Source organism: Sphingobium sp. RS1, from assembly GCF_056156825.1.
Genome location: NZ_JBLZXE010000001.1, coordinates 15,507 through 35,695 on the forward strand (window position 1 = coordinate 15,507; position 20,189 = coordinate 35,695).

Consider the following 20,189-nt stretch of genomic DNA (forward strand, 5'->3'; position numbering starts at 1 on the left):
GGAGGACGCTTAACCACCCTCGTCATCGTCGGCGTCCAGCGGCTCATGCTGCATGATCCCGTGCCCTTCAATCGGGCAAAGCGGCGCTCCGGCCAATTCCAGCCACTTGCGCGCGGTCCTCACAGTATAGCCGCACGTCGCGCACTCGCATTTCAGCATCCGGGTTTTCTGCTTCTTGGGCGCGGTCGACTCCCCGCCGGTGTCGAGATGGGCATGGGGGAGGGAGCCAGCGGCCTCAAGGATCGGTGCGATGGCCGCAAGTAAGGCGTCGCCGGGAGTGGTGGCGCGCATCGGCCCGACAAGGCCCAGCCCAAGCGCGACCCGTTTAAACGCCTTCCCATGCCCTGCCGGGATGCCGACAGCGGCATGGACCAGCTCGTGGGCGAGGATGGCGGCGATCTGCGCGGGCATGGCGTCAGGCGCATGCGCTAGGTCCGGGCGGATGAAGATTTCAAAATGCCCGTCCGCGCTGAGCCGGTTGTCCCAGCACTCACCGATCGCCTTGCCCTTCGCGCCTCTACTGGTGAAGCCGATCGCCACGCGCACGCGGTCGGGCAGGGGGGCGTCCAGCGCCTCGAACAGCGGAGCCATGCCCTGCGCCACGGCATTGAGCCAGCTTTCGCGGGTTTCGTGGGTCATCGTCTTTACTCCCTTCAAATCGCCTGTCCGGCGATGGCCATGCCATCGGCCGGAACACGGACGCCCAAGAACGCCGGCGGGAGAGGGGGGCAGCGGGAATCGACGGGGTGGAGCGGCCGCAGCGTAGCGAGGCACGGCCCGTCTATCCCGTTGCGGGGGAGAGGCGGCCGGGACCGCCTTTCCCCCTTCAAACAGGATCGGCGCCGGCGCACGCCGGCATTGCTGCGCGAGATCCGCGCAGCGATCTCGCTTCCGCCATGTGGATCGTCACCTTGGGCCAAGACCGCTTGCGGGCTTGGGGAGCGTGAGCGACTAGAGCCACGATGCCGCGTCAGCGGCAGGCGCATAATCACCGCACCCATTGCCAAAATCAGATTTTGTGACTACGTTGGGACTACGTTTTCAGAAGGAAATCCCAATGGCTGTTTCCGACACCTATGTCCGCGCCAGGATCGACAATACGACGAAGGAACGCGCCACCGCCGCGCTGGGCGCGATGGGCCTTTCGATCTCCGACGCTATCCGACTGTTGATGCTGCGTATCGCCGACGAACGGCGCTTGCCTTTCGAGGTCAAGGTTCCGAACGCCGCGACACGCGAGGCAATGGCAGAGCTGGCGGCGGGGAAGGGGACCAAGTTCGCCAGCGTCGATGCGCTGATGGCGGACCTCCGTGCGGACGATTGATCGTTCGACCCGGTTCAAGCGCGACTACAAGCGGGAATCAAAGGGCCGGCATCGAGCGACCCTCGATGCCGATCTTCTGCCTGTCCTGGCCGCGCTCGCGACCGACACGCCGCTTGATCCCAAATACCGCGACCATGATCTGAGCGGCGATTGGGCGGGCTACCGCGATTGCCACGTCAAGCCCGATCTGGTGCTGATCTACGCCAAGCCCGACGACGAAACGCTGCGCCTCGCGCGCCTTGGCTCGCATAGCGAGGTATTCGGATAGATGACGCACATGCGGGCGATCTTCATCCGCCACGGCGAATCCACCGGCAACGCCGGCGTGCCGTGCCATGATCTCGCGGCGATCGAGCTGACGGAGCGCGGCCACGAACAAGCGCGCCAGGTCGCGGCGAGCTGGACGCAAGCGCCCGCGCTCATCGTCACGTCGCCCTATACCCGCACCCGGCAGACGGCCGCGCCGACGATAGCGCGCTTTCCTGGCGTGCCGGTCGAAGTGTGGCCGATCGAAGAATTTACCTATCTGCAACCGGCGCGCTGGAACGGCACGCGCAGCGCCGAACGGATGCCGCACCTCGAACGCTATTGGAGCGCGGCCGATCCGGACTATTGCGACGGGGAAGGGGCGGAGAGTTTCCGCGCCTTGCTCGGGCGCTGCGAGGCGGCGCTGGCCCGCCTCGCGGCCATGCCGCCCGCTTCGCTCGTCTATGTGTTCGGACATGGGCAGTTCATCCAGGCCGCGCGCGCGATCGTCGCCGACGCCGATCTGGACGAGCGCGCCAAGATGCGCGCCTTCTGGCGCAAGGGCGAGCCGCCCGCGATCAGCAACGCGCAGCGGCTAGGGTTTCATTGGGATGGCGACCGCTGGGCGTGTGCGCCGGCGATCGCCGCCTAGATCAACACCCGCTCCACCTCGTCCAGCGTCACGTCATCGGGTCTCCGGTCGTAAAGCTGGGTGGTGCGCGTCGAGCTGTGGTTTGCCATCGTCGCGGCCGTCTCCAACGTGCCGCCGTTTTTCAGATAGGTGGTGATCCCGGTCGCGCGGAACGAATGGTTGCCGATCGCCGTCCCGATCTCGGCCGCGCCCGCGCGCCGGCGCACCATCGCGAACGCATTGGCTTGGGGCAGGGGGGTATCGCTGAGGCGCTTAGTGCCGCGCGCGATCGTGCGGAACAGCGGCCCTTTGCGGTCTTCGCGCAACTCGCACCCGTCGAGATATTCAGCGAGATAATGCTCAAGGTTGTGGTGGCAGGGCATTTCATGGCGCTTGCCGCCCTTCTCGTGCAGGCGCACCCAAAGCCTGCGATTCTGCACGAACACGTCCTCCACCCGCATCGCGAGCGCCGCGCCGATCCGTGCGAATGAATAGACCATCAATCCAATCAGGGCGCGGTCGCGCAGGCCCGCCGGCGTCGTCACGTCGATGGTATCGAGCAGCCGCCGCGCCTCGTCGGGGGCGAGCACCGGCGTCTTGCCGCGCCGCTGGCTATGCGCCGGCCCGCGCACCGATCCGGCAGGATTCACCGGCACGATATGGCCCGTTACCAGCCAGTCGAACAGGTGGCGCACGCCGGCGAGCTGCTGCTTGACGCTGGGCGCGGCCAGCTCGCGCCCCAGCGCCTCGACCCAGGCCGCGACGTGGAGCGGTTGCACGCCAGCGAGAGAGGCAACGCCGCGCGCCTCGCACCAGGCCAGGAAGTCGCCCGCCGCGCGCGCATAGGCACGGCGCGTATGCGGATTGCGGATGGTGACGGCGAAGAACTCAAGGAAGCGCAGCCGCGTGGCGTCGTCGGCCGCCGCGATCAAGGCCGGCAACGCCAGCGCGGGCGAGGGTAGGAGGGCGAGCTGGTTCATCGTGCGATCTTCTGCCAGCGGGCCGGCTCGCGGCGGGGCTTCGCCAGCTCCCGGCGCAATTCGTCAAACACCTCATCGGCGGGACGAACGCGGCCCGCCTTCACGTCCTCAAGCCCGCGTCCAACCGACTCGTCCAATATCCGGCGCAACAGCTCGTCGCGCAAATCGCGGTGCGGCTCCATCTCGATGAAGTTCTGGACGATCGCGAACACCGCCTCGGACGGATCAACGAAATGGCCCCGCTCGACCTGCGCCAACAGCCAATCGGCCATGTCGCCGGGTAGATACACCTCGAAACGCAGCCCGCCCCCGCGCGCCTGCTCGCGCAGCGCCTTGGCCTGGTCGCGCTCGGCGCAGTTGTCGGCAAAAGCCTCGTCGTCATTTTCGATCATGCCGGCATCCCTTTTTACGGTGGATCTTCGGAGACGTTTAAACGCTCTCGGCGGGGTCGCCGCGATAGCGCACCCAAAGGTCGTGCATCGCGTCGCGGTAACCCCAGGCATCGGCATAGGTGGTCGACTCCTGCGCCAGATAGGCCATGACCGTCAGCATATCCTCGGCAATGACGGCATCGACGTTGCAAAGATGCAGGATCGGGAAATGCCCGCACTCGTCGCCATTCCACCAGGCCAACAGAAAATCCGCGACCTTGGCCGACGCGCCGGTCTCGGCCGCGCGCGTGGGCGGCAGCGCGATCGGCAGCAAGCGGCCGATCGCCGCGCCGGCCTCATCGAAGCTTACGGTCCGGATGACAGGGCGGCGCTGCGGCGGTGTCGAGGCCGTCTCGGGCATGGCGATCATGGTCCCCTGAATGTGTGATAATGTCCTTTATCATACATAGAATGTGGCGTGAATCCCGCGCGGCACGATTGCGGTTTCGCCTCTGGCGCTGAGCCGCCATGAAAGCTCCATGATGACATTCAGATTTCGACGGGGATGGGGATGGCTGCTGCTGGCTGCGCTGACGCTCTCCACCATCAGCGACGAAATCACGGAGGCCATCCCGGCGTGGCGCGAGGCGCGATCGGTTCCTCCGGAAGTTCTACGATGACTTTGCGCGCCATTTCACTTAAACGAATCTCAATGCTGCGTAAGTTGTGGTCCCTTTTGCTTGTCATGATCGCGTCATCCCTGGTGGTGACGGGAACCGTGCACGCGCAGGAGAGACCGGGCGCTATCACGATCGAGTGCAGCGGCGCCGTGCATAGCGAAGGCGATGCCGATCAGTCGCAGGGCGATTCTGATAAGGCCGTTCCGCACCACCACGGCACATGCCATGGGCCGTCGCTGAACCTTCCCGCAACCGATGAGCTGGCGGCGATGGCCCGTGCCGGCGGTATGCGCCCATTTGCCGGTTCCGACGCGGCCATCGCATCGCGCTTGGTCGATCCTGGGCTGAGGCCGCCCACCGCCTGACATCTTCCGCTGGCCGGCATCAGCCGGCTCGACGCAATTTGTCAGGATCACCAGATAATGAAAAAGTTGATCGCGGCCGTATTGGCTGCGGCGTCCTGCGCATCGATCGCGCAGGCGCAAGCACAGGCGCAACAAGCGCCGGTCCCGGCTGCGCCAACATCGGCACAGCCCATGCCGGCTTTCACGCTCGATCAGGCCGTGTTGGCGGCAGGTGGGTCGGCACCGGCCAACGCGGCGGCAGCAGCGGGCATCGAAGCCGCACAGGCTGGACGCTCCGTCGCGGGCCTCCGCCCCAATCCGACCTTTCAGGGTCAGGTCGAGAATGTCGTGGGTTCCGGGCCTTATCGGGGGCTGCGGAGCGCTGAAACGACGGTCGGGGTTGCGATCCCGATCGAGCTGGGCGGCAAGCGAAGCGCGCGTGTCGCCGTCGCCGGCGCGCAGCTATCTCGGGCGCAGCTCCAAGCCGCGATCGCAGAGGCCGATATCCGCGTGCAGGTGACGCAGCTCTATGTCGAGGCGGTCGCGGCCGAACGCCGCTTGGCGACGGCACGCGACCAAGCCCGGATCGCGGCGGAAGTCCTGCGCGGCGCCGGGGTCCGCGTTCAGGCGGGCCGGGCATCGCCGCTCGAACAGCAGCGCGCCGACGTGGCGCGGATCAACGCGGATGCCAACGTCGAGCGGCTGACGCGGCTTGCGGAGGCGGCCAGGACCAATCTCGCGCGCCGGATCGGTCGTCCGATAGATGGCGCGCTGGACGTAACACTGCTCGATCGCCTCCCTGCCGCGACCTTCGGGCCGGTCGCCCCGCCAAGTGCGCAAGGCACGCTGGCGCTGGCGGCGGCCGATGCCGATCTGGCCATCGCCGACGCCGGCATCCGGCTTGCTCGGGCCAATCGGGTGCCCGACATCAACGTCGGACCGGCGCTGCGGCGACTGGAAGCGACCAACGACACCGCCGCGGTGTTCGCGATCTCGATCCCGATCCCGGTGTTCAACAATGGCCGGGCCGCCATCGCGCAGGCGACCGCTGAGCGGACGCGGGCGGACGCGGTGCGGCGCGTAACCGCGCTCGATGTCGAGCAGGCTATGGGTCGTGCGGCTGAGCGGAACAGGAAAGTGTCATAAGGCACTGTTTGGCTCGATACAGCGATAGATGGTGGCCGGGTGAACGTTGAAGGTCCTTGCGACGGCGCTAATGGACTTACCCTCGAGAACGAGTTGGCGAGCGAGCTCCGCCTGATCTGGGCGCATTTTCTTTGGGCGTCCGAAGCTCACACCGCGCGCCATCGCCGCCTTTCGCCCCTCCTCGGTTCGGCTCAATATGAGAGTCCGCTCGAACTGGGCGATCCCAGCGAATACGGTCATGATCATCACGCCAGACGGGGACGTGGTATCGGCCCAAGGTTCATCAAGCGATTGTAATCCTGCCTGCTTTTCCTTGATGCGTTCCGCGATGTGCAGGAGTTCGATGGTGGATCGCGCCAAACGATCGAGGCGGGCGACGACGAGAACATCGTCTTTGCGCAGGTGACCCATCAGCTTTTCAAGCTCGGGCCGGCCACGAGCGGCCCCCGATATTTTCTCTTCGAACATCATTTCACAGCCCGCCTCCGAGAGCCGACCGCGCTGGATTTCCAAGTTCTGATCCTCGGTGGAAACGCGCGCGTAGCCGAGCTTCATGCGACTGCTCCAGATATTGTGCGAAAGTTACTGCAAAACAATTTTGTTTCGCACATATGTTTTGCGAAGAAATTCGCCTTGTTTATCGGCATGGGCCGTCCCCTTCGCAAAAGTTGAAAGTTTCGCACGGTATGCCCACCCGTCACCTCACTGACGCCCAGCGTCAGGGCTTTGCCCGCTTTGATGGCGAACCGTCGGCCGATCAACTCGCGCGATATTTCCATCTGGACCAAACTGATCGCGACCTCATTGGAACTCTGCGCGGCGACCACAATCGGCTCGGCTTTGCCGTGATGCTGACGAGCGCCCGGTTTCTGGGCGCATTTCCAGTCTCGCCCGCCGAGATCCCAGCGTCGGTCCTGGCGGCCGTGATCGAACAACTCGCTCTTGAACCCGGCACGGACGTGGACGCCTATTTTGCGGGAAGCCGACGCATCCGGCACCTCGCGCTCATCCGGACGCACTGCGGCTTCACGGACTTTGGCGACAACGCGGTGGCACGTTTCCGGCTGACCCGATGGCTCTACGCCCTTTGCTGGAGCGGCGACGATCGGCCCGGCCCCCTGATTGATCGAGCTGCGGCCTGGCTGATCGCCAACAAGGTGCTGCTGCCGGGCGTCACGGTCGTCGAGCGCCTGGTTGGCAGGATCCGCGATCGTGCGCGGACCAGGCTTTGGCGCCATCTGGTCGCCAGCTTGAGCGATGACCAGCGCGTGCGCATCGCCGCGCTGTTTGACGATGGCGACACATCCACGTTCGCCGCCCTGGACGCGCTCCGGACCGTTCCCTCCAAGCGCATGCCGACCGAACTCTTCCGACACCTTGATCGGCTCGATGCGGTCCGGGCGTTCAATCTGCGGCCGGCGCCACCGCGGGGCGTTCCCGCCACAACCCTTGAGCGGCTCGCGCGGGTAGCGCGCGTCGGCAAGCCCTCGGCCATCGCCGCCCTTCAGGAGCCTCGTCGAACCGCGACCGTAGCCGCGCTCTTCCATACGCTCGAAGCGGCGGCCCAGGACGACGCCGCCGAGCTGGCCGAGGCTCTGCTCGCCGACTTGATGAAAGGGGCTGAAGCCGCCGACAAACAGGCCCGCCTGCGCAGTCTGCGCGATCTCGATGGCGCCGCGATGCTGCTCCACGCAATGGGTCTGTTGGTTTTGACCGACGACGCCCTGCCCCTCAATGAATGGCGAGATGTGCTCTTCGAGCGGTTGCCCCGTCCCGACATCGAGGCCGCCATGTCCAAGGTGGAGGCGATCGCCAAGCCCGCGGAGACCAAGCCCTATGATCAACTGCGAACAAAATGGCGGAGCGCCCGGCGATTGTTCTTTGAAATCGCTACCCGCATCGAGACCGACGCTGCCCCAGGTGGCAAAAACGTCAAGGCCGCGATCAGCTACCTCAAGGGCGTGGACGACTGGTCCTCTCTCGTCAAGATGCGCGGCGCACCGATCGCTGCGGTCTCGAAGGCGTGGAGGCAACATGTCCTGGATGACGATGGCAGGATGCGCGACCCGAAGGCCTATGTCTTCGCGATCATCGATGCGTGGCGTCTGGCGATCAAGCGTCGCGATGTGTTCGCCAAGCCCGGCATCCGATACGGGGATCCCCGGCGCGGGATGCTCGAGGGCGAGTCCTGGCACAATTCCAGGTTGATGGTAGCACGCGCCCTGGGCCGATCTCTGGAAGCCGACATTGAGATTGACGGTCTCTCCCGCCTTCTCGACGAGGCATATCGACATGTCGTTGCGCGCGCCGGCGACAATCCGGACCTGCGTTTTGAGACGGTCGCCGACAAGATGGGGATTGTGGTCACGCCCCTCGACAAGCTTGATGAACCCGAGAGCCTTCGAGCACTTCGCGCCGCCGTCCAAACGCGCATGCCGAAGGCCGGAATGCCCGACATCTTTCTTGAAGTCATGGCGCGAACCGGATTTGCCAAGTCCTTTACGCATCTGAGCGAGCGTCAGGCCACCGTCGAGCACTTCGAGATAAGCCTGTGCGCGACCCTGGTCGGCGGCGCCTGCAACATCGGTCTTGAGCCGATCGTGCGCCCGGAATTTGCGGCTCTGCGTCGCGACCGTCTTTCTTGGGTCGGTCAGAATTTCATTCGGCCCGAGACCATCGCCGCGGCCAACGCCGCGATCGTTTCCGCTCACAGTCGTCTGGATATCGTCCAACATTGGGGCGCAGGCGAGGTGGCCAGCGCCGACGGCATGCGTTTTGTCGCTCCGTCGAGCGCCATACACGCCGGGCCCAACCCCAAATATTACGGCCAGGAGCGCGGCGTCACTTGGTACAACATGATTTCCAATCAGTTCAGCGGTCTGACCGGAGCGGTCATCCCCGGCACGTTGCGCGACAGCCTGGTCGTCCTGGCTCTCCTGCTGGAGCAGGAAACCGAGCTCGATCCTCTGGAGATCATGACCGACACCGCCGCCTATTCCGACGCCATTTTCGGTCTGTTCTGGCTCTTGGGCTACCGGTTCAGCCCCCGTCTGGCGGACATCGGCGACGCCAAACTCTGGCGTATCGACCGCCAGGCGAGCTATGGGCCGTTCGATCAGACCGCCTGGGGCAGGGTTAAAATCAATCTGATCCGGGAAAACTGGTCCGACCTTATCCGCTTGGCCGGATCGCTCAAGCTCGGCCACCTCAAGGCCGCAGGCGTCATGCGAATGCTGCAGGTCAAAGACCGCCCAACAACGCTGGCCAAGGCCCTGTCTGAACTCGGCCGCATCATCAAGACGCTGCATATCCTGCGATACATCGATGACCGGCCGTTCCGGCGACGAATATTGTTTCAGCTCAACCGGCAGGAATTGCGCCACAAGCTCGGTCGGCGCGTCCATCACGGCGATCGGGGCGAAATCAGAAGCCCTCTGCGTCAGGGCCAAGAGGAGCAGCTTGGGGTCCTCGGTCTGGCCCTCAACTCCATCGTCCACTGGAACGCTGTCTACATGCAGGAAACCGTGCGCCAACTCAGCGAGGCCGGGACGCCGCCGCTGCCCGCCGATATCGCTCGGCTCTCGCCGATATCTTGGCGTCACATCAATTTCCTCGGCCGCTACGACTTCTCCGTGCCTGACGCCGTCGCAAACGGCGGCCTCAGACCGCTACGCCAACCTAATTCCGAATGGGACTTTTGAAAGGAAATAATGCCCCTTACGACACTTTCCTGTTCCGCTCAGCCGCACGACCCGATTTCGTGGTGCGCGGGCGGCAGGCATGGAATGAGACGCAACACCGCTATCTAGCTGCCGCCAAGCGGCTTGAGACAAGCAGCGATCCAGCTGACCGCCAGCTTGCCGACCAGGTGCGGCAATTTGTGGGGGCAGGGCGAACGCCTACAATTCATGAGCGATCGGTAGCCGCGATGGAGCGGAAGCGGCAGAGCGAACGATCTAGGAACCGCGATCGTTCGCGGGAAGGGCCAGGACGATAGTTATTGGCCGTGCTTGGTCCAACCAACGCTGTTTGCACGTTCCAAAGCGACCAATGCGTCTGATACCGCCTTCTGTGCGACTAGAAGATAACCTTCGGCAATGCTGGGCCATGTTAGCTCATCGAACGGATTTGTGACGTTGCCGTTGAAATAGTCGAGAGCTTCATGAGCGCGTGCAGCCGCCTCGATTACCTTGCCGGTATGTTTCTTTGCCCTGTCAGATTTCTTCATCGTGCCTCATGAGGGGGCGTTTGCGGGAGGGGGCGGAATCCTACGCTAAGGATTTGGGCCAGCGATATTCCCCGGTTAGATTGATGTGTTCCCATCCCAACGGCGAGACGTGGGCGAGTAGATCAGGCGCGATATGGGTACCGCTGGCGGCCCGGGTATTGACGACCTCGCCGAGCTTCATGGTGTTCCAGAATATGATGATGGCGGCGAGCAGGTTCATTCCGGCGATGCGATAGTGCTGGCCTTCGCCGGATCGATCCCGGATTTCACCTCGGCGGTGGAAGCTGATGGCGCGCTTTAGGGCGTGGTGGGCCTCACCCTTGTTGAGGCCGATCTGAGCCTGGCGCTGGAGGCCGGCATCAAGAATCCAGTCGATCATGAACAGGGTTCGCTCGATGCGGCCCACCTCTCGCAATGCGAGGGCCAGCTCATTCTGGCGCGGGTAAGAGGCGAGCTTGCGAAGAATCTGGCGTCACCACCTTCTCGTCGAACAGATTTTCGCCCCGCGCCGTCAGCGCGACGCCATGGCCCAGCGGCAAGCGCGCGAGCGCATCCACGGTCAGCGCCCTGGGCAGTGTGTCGATCTGAAGATCATCCTCATATTGGCTCGACACATAATGGACCGACGCGGAGAGCGTCGGCCCCTGCGCCGGCGTCCAGGCCAGCGTCGCGCTGGCGCTGTTGCGCGGCGTCTGCGCGGGCGCGAAGCCGTCGAACGCCTTGCCTGGCGCATCGACCTCGCTGTGGCTGTAGGCATAGGAGGCCGACAGGCCGAAATCGCCCAGACGCGCGCTGGCCGTAAGTTCGATCCCCTTGGCGACGATGCGGTTAACATTCTGGCGCTGGCGGGTGTTGGTGCCGATGGTGACATTGGCGATCGCATCGTCCAGCCGGTTGTAGAAGGCGGTCGCGCCCAGGGTCACGCCGGGCAGCGGGGTCAGGTCGAAGCCCGCCTCCACGCCCTTCAGGCGCTCGGGCTTCAGCGCCGCGTTCGCCTGCGTCGTGATCGGGAAGACCACGAATGGCCGGTACAGCTCGTTCAGCGTCGGCAGGCGAAAGCCGGTATAGCCCGCCCCGCGCAGCGCGAGCGCGCCGCTCAGGCGCAGGATCGCGCCCGCCCGCCCCGAAAACTGCCAGTCGGACCGGTTGGCGTAATCGGTCGCTGTCACTGCACCGGTGCTGGCGTTGGCCTGATGATAGAAGCCGTCGCTGATCGTCCAGTGATCCGCCCGCACGCCGCCGGTCAACACCAGGCCTTCTAGCGTCCAGTCGTCCTCGGCGAACAGGCCGGTCGTCACCTGCTGCCCACCGGCATGGCGGCGGAAGGTGACGGGATTGCTGGCGATATTGGCGTCATAGGCGTCCTCATACATGTCGCCCAGCGCGAAGCGCGTATCCGCGCCCAGCCGCAGTACATGATCCGACCCGACCGGCGGGCGGATCTCGATCTTGCCGCCAAGCCCCATGGACGGCGTGTTGCGCTGGTCGAGCGACTTGCGGAAGGTGGAGGCGGAGATCACGATATTGGAAAAGTTGCGCGCCTGGATATAGGCGAGCGCATCAACCTGCCAATCGCCGCGCGAGATGAAGCGAACACTGGCGTCCTGCCCTTCGTTCGCGGAGTCCGCGCCCTTGAACCGCAGCGTCCTGTCGTCCTGAAAGATCGTGGCGCGGAACTGCAATTCGGACGTCACGGAGAGCGGCGCGACCGCGCGTAAATTGGTGGACCAGCTATCATAGGCGGCGGGCACGGTCGCCGCGACGCGCTGCGACTTTGGCGTGGTCTGGAAGCCGTTCCCCCGGTCCCAGCGCCCCGACAGCGAAACATAGCCGCCGCCTAGGTCCGGCGTGACGCTGGCCGACATCTCGGCGGCGTCATGGCTGCCATAGAAGGCGCTGGCAGCGAAATCCGGCAACTGGTCGCGCGTGGCGCTGGCCAGCTCGATCGTGCCGGCGACAGCGCCCGCGCCGAACGCACCCGACCCGCCGCCGCGCGTCACCCGCACAACGGACAGACGGTCCGGAACCAGCGCGGAGAAAGGAATATAGCCAAAGAAGGGATCGGCCACGGGCACGCCGTCCAGCAACACCAGCGTCCGGCTGGATGCATTGCCACCCAGCGCCCGCAGGGTCGCGCCCTGGTTGGACGGGTTCGACGCCCGGCTGTCCGACCGACGAAACTGCTGGGAGCCGGCGACGTTGGCCAGCACATTCTCCAGCCGGCCCGACGCATTGTCGAGCAGCCGTTGCCGGTCGATCGCCACCGATCCATAGGCGGGCGTACCGGGTGGCAGGCCCAGCCCCTGTCCCGTTACGATGATCGAAGGTGCATCGGCGCCTGCATCATCGGGGGGCTGCGCCAGCACTCCGGATGGCACCAGCAGAAGTATCAGCAGCAGATAGTCTTTCATGATGCGTCCACGCCCTCTGGAGTTTGGAGCTTTCGTTGATTGGGCCATCGCGCGTCGCACGCATGTGCCGACGCCGCGGAAACCCGGGCTTAACAGAGCTGAGTTAGATCACAGCATGCGCCGGCATGAGATGAGCAGGATATCACTCAACATTGCCCGAGCAAGTCGCAGATGCAGATCAAATCTACGTAATGATTCTCATTTATCTGTTTCGCGCAAATAACCGAAAAACCTTGCGGTAAGGCTAATGCGCAACCAACTAACACGTCATGGAGAGTTAAAATATGGTCTTAACGCCCTGCACTTCGATATTATACTTACGCATCTTACGATAAAGCGTCGGCCGGCCGACCCCCAATTGACGAGCCGTAGCGGCAATATTTCCCGCACATTGATGGAGCGCCATTAATACCGCATCCCGCTCCGTTCGTTCGAGCGAAGCCACCTCGCGCCCCACATTCGAACGAGTTTGCCTCATCTCCTCTGGAAGATGCCTTGGCGCGATCAGCGCGCTCCCGGCAGCGAGCGCGATGGCCCGACGAAGAATGAGGCTCAGTTGGCGGATGTTCCCGGGCCATGCGAAGGACCGCAGACATTCCAGTGCGTCATCCGAGAGGGAAAGTGTCAAACGATCGCCGATTTCGCGATCGACGATTTGTCCTATGAGTTCCGACAAATCCGCTCGCTCGCGTAAGGGGGGCAAGGTGACGCAGAGTCCATCAATGCGGTAGTAAAGGTCTTCCCGAAATTCGCCCGTGGCGACGAGCGCCTTGAGGTCACGATGGGTCGCACAGACCAGAGAGATATCGATCGGCCTGTCCTTCGATCCGCCCACCGGCATGACGGCCCGCTCCTGCAGAACCCGCAGAAGACGAGCCTGTAGCGAGAGCGGCATGTCCCCGATCTCATCCAGGAAGAGTGTTCCACCATGGGCCTGCTCAAATTTACCCGGAGCGCCTCCCCGGCGAGCGCCGGTAAACGCCCCTTCCACATATCCGAACAATTCGGCCTCGATCAGTCCGTCGGGAATGGACGCACAATTTACCGGCACGAACGGCCCGTTTCGCCGCGGCCCTGAGGCGTGCAGCTCCCGCGCAAGAACCTCCTTTCCAGTTCCCGTCTCGCCGGTTAGGAGAACAGGAATATCACGAGCGAACGCCAGCTTCGCGTCGCCAATGGTGTCCAGCAGGGCGGGATCGGAACAGAACATGTCAGAAGAGGCATGAGACGAACGCTTGCCCGAGGGCGGCGGCAAGAGCGCCTTACCAACCCGCATAACGTCATCTGCATGGCGGGCGAGACTGAGGTGGACGCGGATGCCGGCCGGCGTGTCTGTCACGATCGGTTCGGCATTGCGGCCGCTAAGCTCGTCAACCGCACGCGCAAAAGGCAGGTCGAACATGTGATCGAACTCTGTCGCCGAACGCGTATGCCCAAGCAGCTTGCGCGCGATCTGGTTCCCACCGAGCAATTGCCCATGTTCCGAGAAAGCGAGAACGGCAGCCAAGGGCGTGCGAAGCAGGTCAGGGTGATAATGTAACGAGACGTGCAGAGCGCCCGGAAGGTCAAGCAGCATATGATTTTCTATGGCTCGGGCGGCAACCCGCAACGCCTCGCAAACTGATGACAGATCCCTGCCGCTGCGGCAGGTGGCATTCAAGACGCCGATCAGGTCCCCGTTAACGTCGAACAGAGGAACGGCCGCGCAAGAATAGCCATGAATCTCGTCAAGGAAATGCTCGTTGGCGTGGACAATAAAGGGTTTCTGTTCCACGAGCGCGCATCCCGGCGCTCCGGTGCCGATCGCACTTTCGCTGAGGGAAACCCCGTTCCGGAAAAGACTCTCCAGTTCGCGGCACGGCCCTTCGGCGTCGCCGATCGAGCAAATGACAAATCCGCTGACGTCAAGGCAGGCCAGCACCCAATCCTGCGTGTGAAACGCTTTGTAAAGCCGTGTCATCTCCGGCATCGCATAGCGAATGAGCCGTTCACCCCTTTCTGTGGCGATCCGGCGTTCGCCAGGCGCCGCCATGTCGAACAACCTCTTGTCGGACGCGCTCAAACCCAGGCGTCTTGATCGCTCCCAGGAACGCGTGATCGGCTCGGGCACCCACTGCGACACGATACTCTCGCCCGAGAAGAAAAGATCTCGTGCCCTCCTTGTCTGGCGGACCTGTTCCAGATTCATGGATTGCCTCTCGTACCGTTGTCTTTCCGAACGGTGGGGTGCCCGGCGCCTGGACCGGACGGCGCTGATCCCTCTCTCCATTCGAACATCTTTATCGCCCGTCATGCTAGCTTGTTCGACGGACGCGAACAACCATCTCTCCTTCTCTGGAAGATCCGATCGTGCCGAAACAGATCGATGCCTGGCGATCACAAAAATGGTCGGCCAGGCGACACATGCGCCTGGCCGACCATAGTGGCTCAAGGGGAGAGGAATACTCAAGCCACCAAGCCCAGTTCAGCTTCCATCGTCTTGCGCATCTCGAACTTCTGCGCCTTGCCCGTGACCGTCATAGCGAAGCCCTCGACGATGCGGACATAGCGGGGAACCTTGTAGTGGGCGATCTTACCCCGGCAGTGGGCAATCACATCGTCGGCGCTCAGCCGATGGCCGGCTCGCGCTATGACCCATGCGCAGACTTCCTCACCAAATTTAGCGTCGCTGACGCCAAAGACCTGCACATCGACGATCAACGGGTGGCCAAGCAGGAATTCCTCGAGCTCGCGCGGATAGATATTCTCGCCGCCCCGGATGATCATGTCCTTGATGCGGCCGGTAATGCGAACATAGCCCCGCTCATCCATCACCGCGAGATCGCCCGAGTGCATCCATCCTTCCGCGTCGATGGCATCGTCGGTCTTTTCCGGATCGTTCCAATATCCCTGCATCACCGCATATCCGCGCGAGCAATATTCGCCCTGTTGGTTCACCTGCAATGTCTCGCCGTTCAACCCTACGATCTTTGCTTCGGCATGAGGGTGGACGCGGCCCACCGTCGCCACTCGCTCTGCGACGGGATCGTCTATCGACGTCTGCGTCGTCAGGGGACTGGTTTCGGTCATGCCATAGCCGATAGTCACCTCGCGCATGTTCAACCGATCCATGATCTGCTCCATCATGGCCGCCGGGCAAGGGGCGCCCGCCATGATCCCGGTGCGCAAGGACGAGACGTCGAACTGATCGAGGTCCGGATGGTTGAGGATCGTGATCAGCATGGTCGGCACTCCGTAAAGCGCCGTACAACGTTCATCTCGCACCGCCTCAAGTGTCATCCGCGCATCATAAGCCTCTCCGGGGTAGATCATCGCAGCCCCGCTCGTCACGGATGCAAGATTACCCAGGACCATGCCGAAGCAATGATAGAGCGGAACCGGAATGCAGATGCGGTCCTTGACGGTGAGATTGATGGTTTGTCCCGAAAAATAACCATTGTTGAGAATGTTGCGATGCGTAAGCGTTGCCCCCTTTGGAAAACCCGTCGTGCCGCTGGTGAATTGTATGTTGATGGCATCGTCCGGTCGCAGACTTTCCGATGCCGCGCCCAGCAGCAGGGGATCCGCCGACACGCGCAGTTGCTCCCAAGGAATGAAACCGTCATGTGCCTGCTCACCAAGCGAAATCACCAGGCGAAGGTCAGGTAAACTACGCGTCCCGATCTCGCGTAGCATGGCGATGTAGTTACTGCTTTTGAAGGCAGATGCCGTCACCAGCACGCTGCAGCCGACCTTTGCGAGCGCATACTCGATTTCGCTGACACGATAGGCAGGATTGATGTTTACCAGGATCGCGCCGATCTTGGCGGTCGCGAATTGAATCACGGTCCATTCGGCGCAATTGGGCGCCCAGATGCCGACCCGATCGCCGCGACGCACCCCATGATCGAGCAGTCCGCACGCGACCCGTTCCGCTTCGCGGTTCAGTTCCTGCCAGCTCCAGCATATATTCTGATGCCGGGAAACCAATGCCAGTTCACTCCCCCAGCGCCGGGCAGCCACCGATAGGGCTTCTCCCAGCGTCATCTCCAGCAGCGGAACATCAGCCGCGCCTTTCGCAATTGAGAGCACGGTCACCTCTTGATGTTGATCACTTGGAGCTGCGTATATTCGGCGAGGCCCTCGACGGACTGCTCGACACCCAGGCCGGAATTTTTGAAGCCGGCCATGGGGATGTGCGGGCCGATCGCGATATGCTGGTTGACCCACATCTGACCGCTTTCGATACGCTCGGCGATCGCCGCGGCGCGCTCGACATCTTTCGACCAGATGGATCCACCCAGGCCGTATTCGGAGGAATTGACGCAGCGTACCACGTCGTCCACATCCGAGAAGGCGATGACCGGCAATATGGGTCCGAATTGCTCTTCATCCACGATCGTATGGCCGTCGCTGATATCCCGGACGATGGTCGGTTGGATGAAATAGCCGGCTCGCTCCATGGCTTCGCCACCGGCGATGATCTTGCCGTCGCGCCGGGCCGCCTCCAGGAATCCCTTCACCTTTTCAAATTGCGCGCGGTTCTGGATCGGACCGATATTCGTTCCCTGCTTCAGTCCGTCATCGACGACGGCTTCCTGCGCCAGCCTTGCCAATTCGTCGCACATCGCCTCGTAGATCGATTCATGCACATAGGCCCGCTTCACCGCCAGGCAGACCTGTCCGCAGTTGAGGAACGCGCCGTTGAAGATCGCCAGCGCCGTCTCACGCACATCGACATCCTCCAGCACGATGGCCGGATCGTTGCCGCCCAGCTCGAGCGTGACGCGCTTGAGCGTATCAGCGCTGCTCGCCGCGATCCGCTTGCCGGTGGCGGTCGAACCCGTGAAGCCAATTTTGGCGACATCCGGATGGGCGGTGAGATGCGGCCCCAGGTCATTATCGTCGGTGATGATGTTGACCACGCCCGCCGGGAAGATGTCTCGGCACAGCGCGCCTAATGCAAGGGCGGTGACGGGCGTGGTAGGGGCCGGCTTCAAGATGATGCTGTTTCCCGCCAGCACGGCGGGACCGATCTTCCAGCAGGCGACGAGCAGCGGGAAGTTCCATGCGATGATCCCGACGACCACGCCTAGCGGCCGATGCTTGACGACGATATGGGCCTGCTCATCGTCCTGTATGACCCGGTCGGGAAGCTCGAGAGTGGCGTAGTGCCGGAGATATCCTTCCGTCCACGCAACTTCCCCCTGGGCCTCGGCAAAGGGCTTGCCCTGTTCTTGCACCAGCAGGCGCGCGAGATTGTCGCCATCGGCCGCGATGGCATCGGCAAGCTCGATGAGCTTGGCCTGGCGCTGCGCGAAGGGCGTCTCGGCCCAGCCGGGATAGGCTGCCTTGGCGGCTTTGATGGCTTCGTCGGCCTGAGCCGCTGAAGCGCGCGGCACGGTCACGAACGCTTCGCCGAGTGCGGGGTTGATGACCTCGAGCGTGCCATCGCCCTCCACGAGTTGGCCCCCAATCAGCAACTTATAATCAGACATGCTTGTCTCCAGCCACATACGTGGGAAAATCGAATATGCAGGGCATCCAGAGCGCCCCATGGTCGCCGGTCTTCAGTCCTGACCGGCGCAAGCGTTTGTCGCCGCCTTTTCACAAAGGATCGGATGACCGGCGGCGGGCGCCGAAACCGCCGGTCATCCTCTCTAAGCGAGCCTATTTTTTCGGTTTTGCGCTCGCGGCAGGTTGTCCGCGCACAGAATCTGCAGTGCCTTGAATGAACGCCTTGAGCTTCTTGACGTCCTCTGCGGTAAGCTTGCCCTTGAAATCGGGCATACCCTGCTCGGCCATCGCACCTTCGAAAACGAACGCTTCAAGATTGGCGATCGCCTCGCGGGGCGCATAACCCAGGTTGGGCAAATTGCCTCCCTTGTCGACGCCAGGAACGCCATGGCAGAACAGACAGTTGCTGACGTAGAGTGCGCCTCCAGGAGCGACGTCCTTCTTGTCATAGGGCACGCCCGAGAGCAGTTCCCCCTGCTCATATTTTCCGAACTGCGGCAACGGCGCCTTGCCGCCGATGACGAAGGTGTAGACCGTACCAGGCGAACTGCGGTCGGTAGCGCGCTGGGACTCACCGAAAACACCGCCCCAACCCACCGCAATCGAGACATACTGCTTGCCATCGATCTGGTAGGTGATCGGAGCCGCGATGACGCCACTGCCTACCGGCGACTCCCACATTTTATGGCCGTTGCGCGCATCATAGGCTACGAAATGCCCATCTGCGGTTCCTTGGAACACCAGATTCCCCGCTGTGGTCAGCGTGCCACCATTCCACGGCGAAACTTGTTCCTGACTCCAGACTTGCTTCTGGCGCACCGGGTCCCATGCGATCAGGCGACCGAAGGGTTTGGCCTTCGTCGCCGCGCCTCCCAGCAAACTGCCTGTGTTCCAACCGATGCCGCTCATGGGCTGGCCTGGAATGTTGGAGCGATATTTCCATTTCGGATCGTCCGCCAGCGAAAGCGGCACATGCTGCGCGGGAATGAACGCCAGCCCCAAAGCCGGATTGAACGACATGGAATGCCAGTTGTGCCCGCCAAAAGGACCGGGAATGATCTCATAGGGCGTGGCCGAGCGGACGCCGGGCAATTCGATAGGCCTGCCCGCCTTGTCATAGCCCGAGGCCCAGTTCACCGGCACGAAATTCTTCGCGGAGATGAATTTGCCGTTTGTCCGATCGATGACGAAGAAGAAGCCGTTCTTGGGCGCATGCAGGATCACTTTGCGCGGCGCGCCGTCGACCGTCATGTCGGCCAGGATCATATCCTGCGTCGACGTGTAATCCCAGTTGTCCCCCGGCGTCTCCTGATAGTGCCAGACATATTCGCCGGTATCAGGATTGAGCGCGACGATCGATCCGAGATAGAGATTGTCGCCGCCCTTGGGACTGCGGCGATTGCGCGACCAAGGCGCCCCGTTTCCGACGCCGATATACATGAGATTGAGCTGCGGATCGAACGCCATGCTGTTCCAGACGGTGCCGCCACCGCCCGCCTCCCAATAGCGTCCGCTGGGGTCCCAGGTCTTGGCGGCGGCTTCCATCGCCTTGTTCTCAAACGGCTTCGATGGATCTCCCGGGACCGTGAACCAGCGCCAGAGCTTCTTGCCCGACGACGCATCATAGGCGGTGATATAGCCACGCAACCCCAGCTCCGCGCCACCGTTACCAATGATGACCTTGCCCTTGTACACACGCGGCGCGCCGGTGATGGTGGCTGGCGAGTCCGGCGATAGTCTGGTGTCCTCTTCCCACAATTTGGCGCCGGACGCCGCATCAAGCGCGATGAGACGACCATCGAAGGCTCCGACGAAGACTTTTCCCTCATAGACGGCCACGCCCCGGTTCACGACGTCACAGCACCCCTTGCCGCCCGCGCTGCGCGGCACTTGCGGATCGAACGTCCACAACTGCTTCCCCGTCCGTACATTGATTGCATGCACGACGCTCCAGGATGCTGTCACGTACATGATCCCGTCCACAACAAGCGGCGTTGCCTCTACGCCGCGGGTCGAGCCCAGATCATAGGTCCAGGCCAAACCCAGTCGGGCGACATTGTCAGTGGATATCTGGGACAGCTTGCTGAAGCGCGTTTCCGAATAGTCGAGGCCGTAGCTGGGCCATTCCTCGGAAGTCGCAGCGTTCTTGACAATAAAGTCACCGTTAATTTTCCCGGCGATTTTCGAGGTATCGACGGGTGCCCGGTTGCTCGCTTCGTTCGACCGCGAGCAACCACTCAGTGTCGTACCCAGCAAGAGGAAGCCCGCCCCCACAAGGGCCATTCGCCCCGGCTTTCCCCGCCCGAAAAAGATGATCGACATGTCTTTGTTC

At 63.0% G+C, this 20,189-nt stretch carries 16 protein-coding genes and 2 pseudogenes; 6 read left to right on the forward strand and 12 right to left on the reverse strand.

All coding sequences use genetic code 11. The annotated features are described in order from the left end of the window. Window positions 1–9: 9 nt before the first annotated feature. Window positions 10–639: a transcription elongation protein SprT gene (locus ACNHGR_RS00060; RefSeq protein WP_011950391.1), complete on the reverse strand. Its 630-nt coding sequence runs from the start codon at window positions 637–639 to the stop codon at window positions 10–12. A 418-nt stretch (window positions 640–1,057) separates the two neighbouring features. Between ACNHGR_RS00060 and ACNHGR_RS00065 the strand changes: the two genes are divergently transcribed. From ACNHGR_RS00065 to ACNHGR_RS00075, 3 genes are read left to right on the forward strand one after another with little or no spacing between them, the layout of a single operon-like run. Beyond that, on the forward strand, window positions 1,058–1,324 hold the full coding sequence (locus ACNHGR_RS00065) for a type II toxin-antitoxin system RelB/DinJ family antitoxin (RefSeq protein ID WP_011950390.1): 267 nt from the start codon (window positions 1,058–1,060) through the stop codon (window positions 1,322–1,324). After that, window positions 1,311–1,592: a type II toxin-antitoxin system YafQ family toxin gene (locus ACNHGR_RS00070; protein WP_004212931.1), complete on the forward strand. Its 282-nt coding sequence runs from the start codon at window positions 1,311–1,313 to the stop codon at window positions 1,590–1,592. The genes ACNHGR_RS00065 and ACNHGR_RS00070 overlap by 14 nt, the downstream gene beginning before the upstream one ends. 9 nt (window positions 1,593–1,601) lie before the next feature. Next, on the forward strand, window positions 1,602–2,222 hold the full coding sequence (locus ACNHGR_RS00075) for a histidine phosphatase family protein (RefSeq protein ID WP_019086510.1): 621 nt from the start codon (window positions 1,602–1,604) through the stop codon (window positions 2,220–2,222). Here ACNHGR_RS00075 and ACNHGR_RS00080 read toward each other — a convergent pair. Genes ACNHGR_RS00080 through ACNHGR_RS00090 form a run of 3 tightly spaced genes read right to left on the reverse strand, consistent with a single transcriptional unit; the run spans window position 2,219 to window position 3,973 of the window. Further along, on the reverse strand, window positions 2,219–3,181 hold the full coding sequence (locus tag ACNHGR_RS00080) for a tyrosine-type recombinase/integrase (protein ID WP_041380120.1): 963 nt from the start codon (window positions 3,179–3,181) through the stop codon (window positions 2,219–2,221). The two genes, ACNHGR_RS00075 and ACNHGR_RS00080, sit on opposite strands and share 4 nt — an antisense overlap. Beyond that, entirely contained in the window at window positions 3,178–3,573 is a 396-nt protein-coding gene (locus ACNHGR_RS00085; RefSeq protein WP_041380118.1) for a CopG family transcriptional regulator, read from the reverse strand. The genes ACNHGR_RS00080 and ACNHGR_RS00085 overlap by 4 nt, the downstream gene beginning before the upstream one ends. A 37-nt stretch (window positions 3,574–3,610) precedes the next feature. Beyond that, on the reverse strand, window positions 3,611–3,973 hold the full coding sequence (locus ACNHGR_RS00090) for a DUF7673 family protein (RefSeq protein WP_041380198.1): 363 nt from the start codon (window positions 3,971–3,973) through the stop codon (window positions 3,611–3,613). A gap of 255 nt (window positions 3,974–4,228) precedes the next feature. On the opposite strand from ACNHGR_RS00090, the gene ACNHGR_RS00095 reads away from it, so the two are divergent. Further along, a complete protein-coding gene (locus ACNHGR_RS00095) occupies window positions 4,229–4,597 on the forward strand; it encodes a hypothetical protein (RefSeq protein ID WP_158305177.1) in 369 nt (122 codons plus the stop codon). 57 nt (window positions 4,598–4,654) lie between these two features. After that, window positions 4,655–5,686, forward strand: a pseudogene (locus tag ACNHGR_RS00100) (TolC family protein); the annotation flags it as partial. 30 nt (window positions 5,687–5,716) lie between these two features. Here ACNHGR_RS00100 and ACNHGR_RS00105 read toward each other — a convergent pair. Next, window positions 5,717–6,277, reverse strand: a complete 561-nt coding sequence (locus ACNHGR_RS00105) for a recombinase family protein (RefSeq protein WP_011950653.1) — start codon at window positions 6,275–6,277, stop codon at window positions 5,717–5,719. Window positions 6,278–6,408: 131 nt separating this feature from the next. Between ACNHGR_RS00105 and ACNHGR_RS00110 the strand changes: the two genes are divergently transcribed. Continuing rightward, entirely contained in the window at window positions 6,409–9,423 is a 3,015-nt protein-coding gene (locus ACNHGR_RS00110) for a Tn3 family transposase (RefSeq protein ID WP_475283819.1), read from the forward strand. Between the two features lie 296 nt (window positions 9,424–9,719). Here ACNHGR_RS00110 and ACNHGR_RS00115 read toward each other — a convergent pair whose 3' ends face one another. The 7 genes and pseudogenes from ACNHGR_RS00115 to ACNHGR_RS00145 all read right to left on the reverse strand — a co-directional run bounded on the left by ACNHGR_RS00115 (window position 9,720) and on the right by ACNHGR_RS00145 (window position 20,179). Next, window positions 9,720–9,950 (reverse strand): hypothetical protein, encoded by a 231-nt coding sequence (locus ACNHGR_RS00115; protein ID WP_006953926.1) that lies wholly within the window; start codon window positions 9,948–9,950, stop codon window positions 9,720–9,722. A gap of 40 nt (window positions 9,951–9,990) precedes the next feature. Then, window positions 9,991–10,419, reverse strand: a pseudogene (locus ACNHGR_RS00120) (Tn3 family transposase); the annotation flags it as partial. Continuing rightward, window positions 10,379–12,361 carry a TonB-dependent receptor gene (locus ACNHGR_RS00125; protein WP_475283820.1) on the reverse strand — a complete coding sequence of 661 codons (1,983 nt, stop codon included), beginning with the start codon at window positions 12,359–12,361 and terminating at the stop codon, window positions 10,379–10,381. The pseudogene ACNHGR_RS00120 and the gene ACNHGR_RS00125, both read right to left, overlap by 41 nt. Window positions 12,362–12,638: 277 nt before the next feature. After that, window positions 12,639–14,549, reverse strand: coding sequence for a sigma-54-dependent Fis family transcriptional regulator (locus ACNHGR_RS00130; protein WP_030540404.1), 1,911 nt, complete (start codon window positions 14,547–14,549; stop codon window positions 12,639–12,641). Between the two features lie 257 nt (window positions 14,550–14,806). Beyond that, window positions 14,807–16,387, reverse strand: a complete 1,581-nt coding sequence (locus ACNHGR_RS00135) for an AMP-binding protein (RefSeq protein WP_049771327.1) — start codon at window positions 16,385–16,387, stop codon at window positions 14,807–14,809. 47 nt (window positions 16,388–16,434) lie between these two features. Continuing rightward, the gene (locus ACNHGR_RS00140) at window positions 16,435–17,838 is read right to left on the reverse strand and encodes an aldehyde dehydrogenase family protein (RefSeq protein WP_011950407.1); all 1,404 of its coding nucleotides are present in this window, start codon (window positions 17,836–17,838) and stop codon (window positions 16,435–16,437) included. A gap of 172 nt (window positions 17,839–18,010) precedes the next feature. Further along, window positions 18,011–20,179 carry a PQQ-dependent dehydrogenase, methanol/ethanol family gene (locus tag ACNHGR_RS00145; protein WP_107917704.1) on the reverse strand — a complete coding sequence of 723 codons (2,169 nt, stop codon included), beginning with the start codon at window positions 20,177–20,179 and terminating at the stop codon, window positions 18,011–18,013. Window positions 20,180–20,189 lie beyond the last annotated feature (10 nt).

Excerpts from the sequence above, each read along its gene's own strand:
- ACNHGR_RS00060 (WP_011950391.1), bottom strand. The coding sequence starts at position 639 with ATGACCCACGAAACCCGCGAAAGCTGGCTCAATGCCGTGGCGCAGGGC.
- ACNHGR_RS00065 (WP_011950390.1), top strand. The coding sequence starts at position 1,058 with ATGGCTGTTTCCGACACCTATGTCCGCGCCAGGATCGACAATACGACG.
- ACNHGR_RS00075 (WP_019086510.1), top strand. The coding sequence starts at position 1,602 with ATGCGGGCGATCTTCATCCGCCACGGCGAATCCACCGGCAACGCCGGC.
- ACNHGR_RS00080 (WP_041380120.1), bottom strand. The coding sequence starts at position 3,181 with ATGAACCAGCTCGCCCTCCTACCCTCGCCCGCGCTGGCGTTGCCGGCC.
- ACNHGR_RS00085 (WP_041380118.1), bottom strand. The coding sequence starts at position 3,573 with ATGATCGAAAATGACGACGAGGCTTTTGCCGACAACTGCGCCGAGCGC.
- ACNHGR_RS00090 (WP_041380198.1), bottom strand. The coding sequence starts at position 3,973 with ATGCCCGAGACGGCCTCGACACCGCCGCAGCGCCGCCCTGTCATCCGG.
- ACNHGR_RS00095 (WP_158305177.1), top strand. The coding sequence starts at position 4,229 with ATGACTTTGCGCGCCATTTCACTTAAACGAATCTCAATGCTGCGTAAG.
- ACNHGR_RS00105 (WP_011950653.1), bottom strand. The coding sequence starts at position 6,277 with ATGAAGCTCGGCTACGCGCGCGTTTCCACCGAGGATCAGAACTTGGAA.
- ACNHGR_RS00110 (WP_475283819.1), top strand. The coding sequence starts at position 6,409 with ATGCCCACCCGTCACCTCACTGACGCCCAGCGTCAGGGCTTTGCCCGC.
- ACNHGR_RS00115 (WP_006953926.1), bottom strand. The coding sequence starts at position 9,950 with ATGAAGAAATCTGACAGGGCAAAGAAACATACCGGCAAGGTAATCGAG.
- ACNHGR_RS00125 (WP_475283820.1), bottom strand. The coding sequence starts at position 12,361 with ATGAAAGACTATCTGCTGCTGATACTTCTGCTGGTGCCATCCGGAGTG.
- ACNHGR_RS00130 (WP_030540404.1), bottom strand. The coding sequence starts at position 14,549 with ATGAATCTGGAACAGGTCCGCCAGACAAGGAGGGCACGAGATCTTTTC.
- ACNHGR_RS00135 (WP_049771327.1), bottom strand. The coding sequence starts at position 16,387 with ATGACGCTGGGAGAAGCCCTATCGGTGGCTGCCCGGCGCTGGGGGAGT.
- ACNHGR_RS00140 (WP_011950407.1), bottom strand. The coding sequence starts at position 17,838 with ATGTCTGATTATAAGTTGCTGATTGGGGGCCAACTCGTGGAGGGCGAT.
- ACNHGR_RS00145 (WP_107917704.1), bottom strand. The coding sequence starts at position 20,179 with ATGTCGATCATCTTTTTCGGGCGGGGAAAGCCGGGGCGAATGGCCCTT.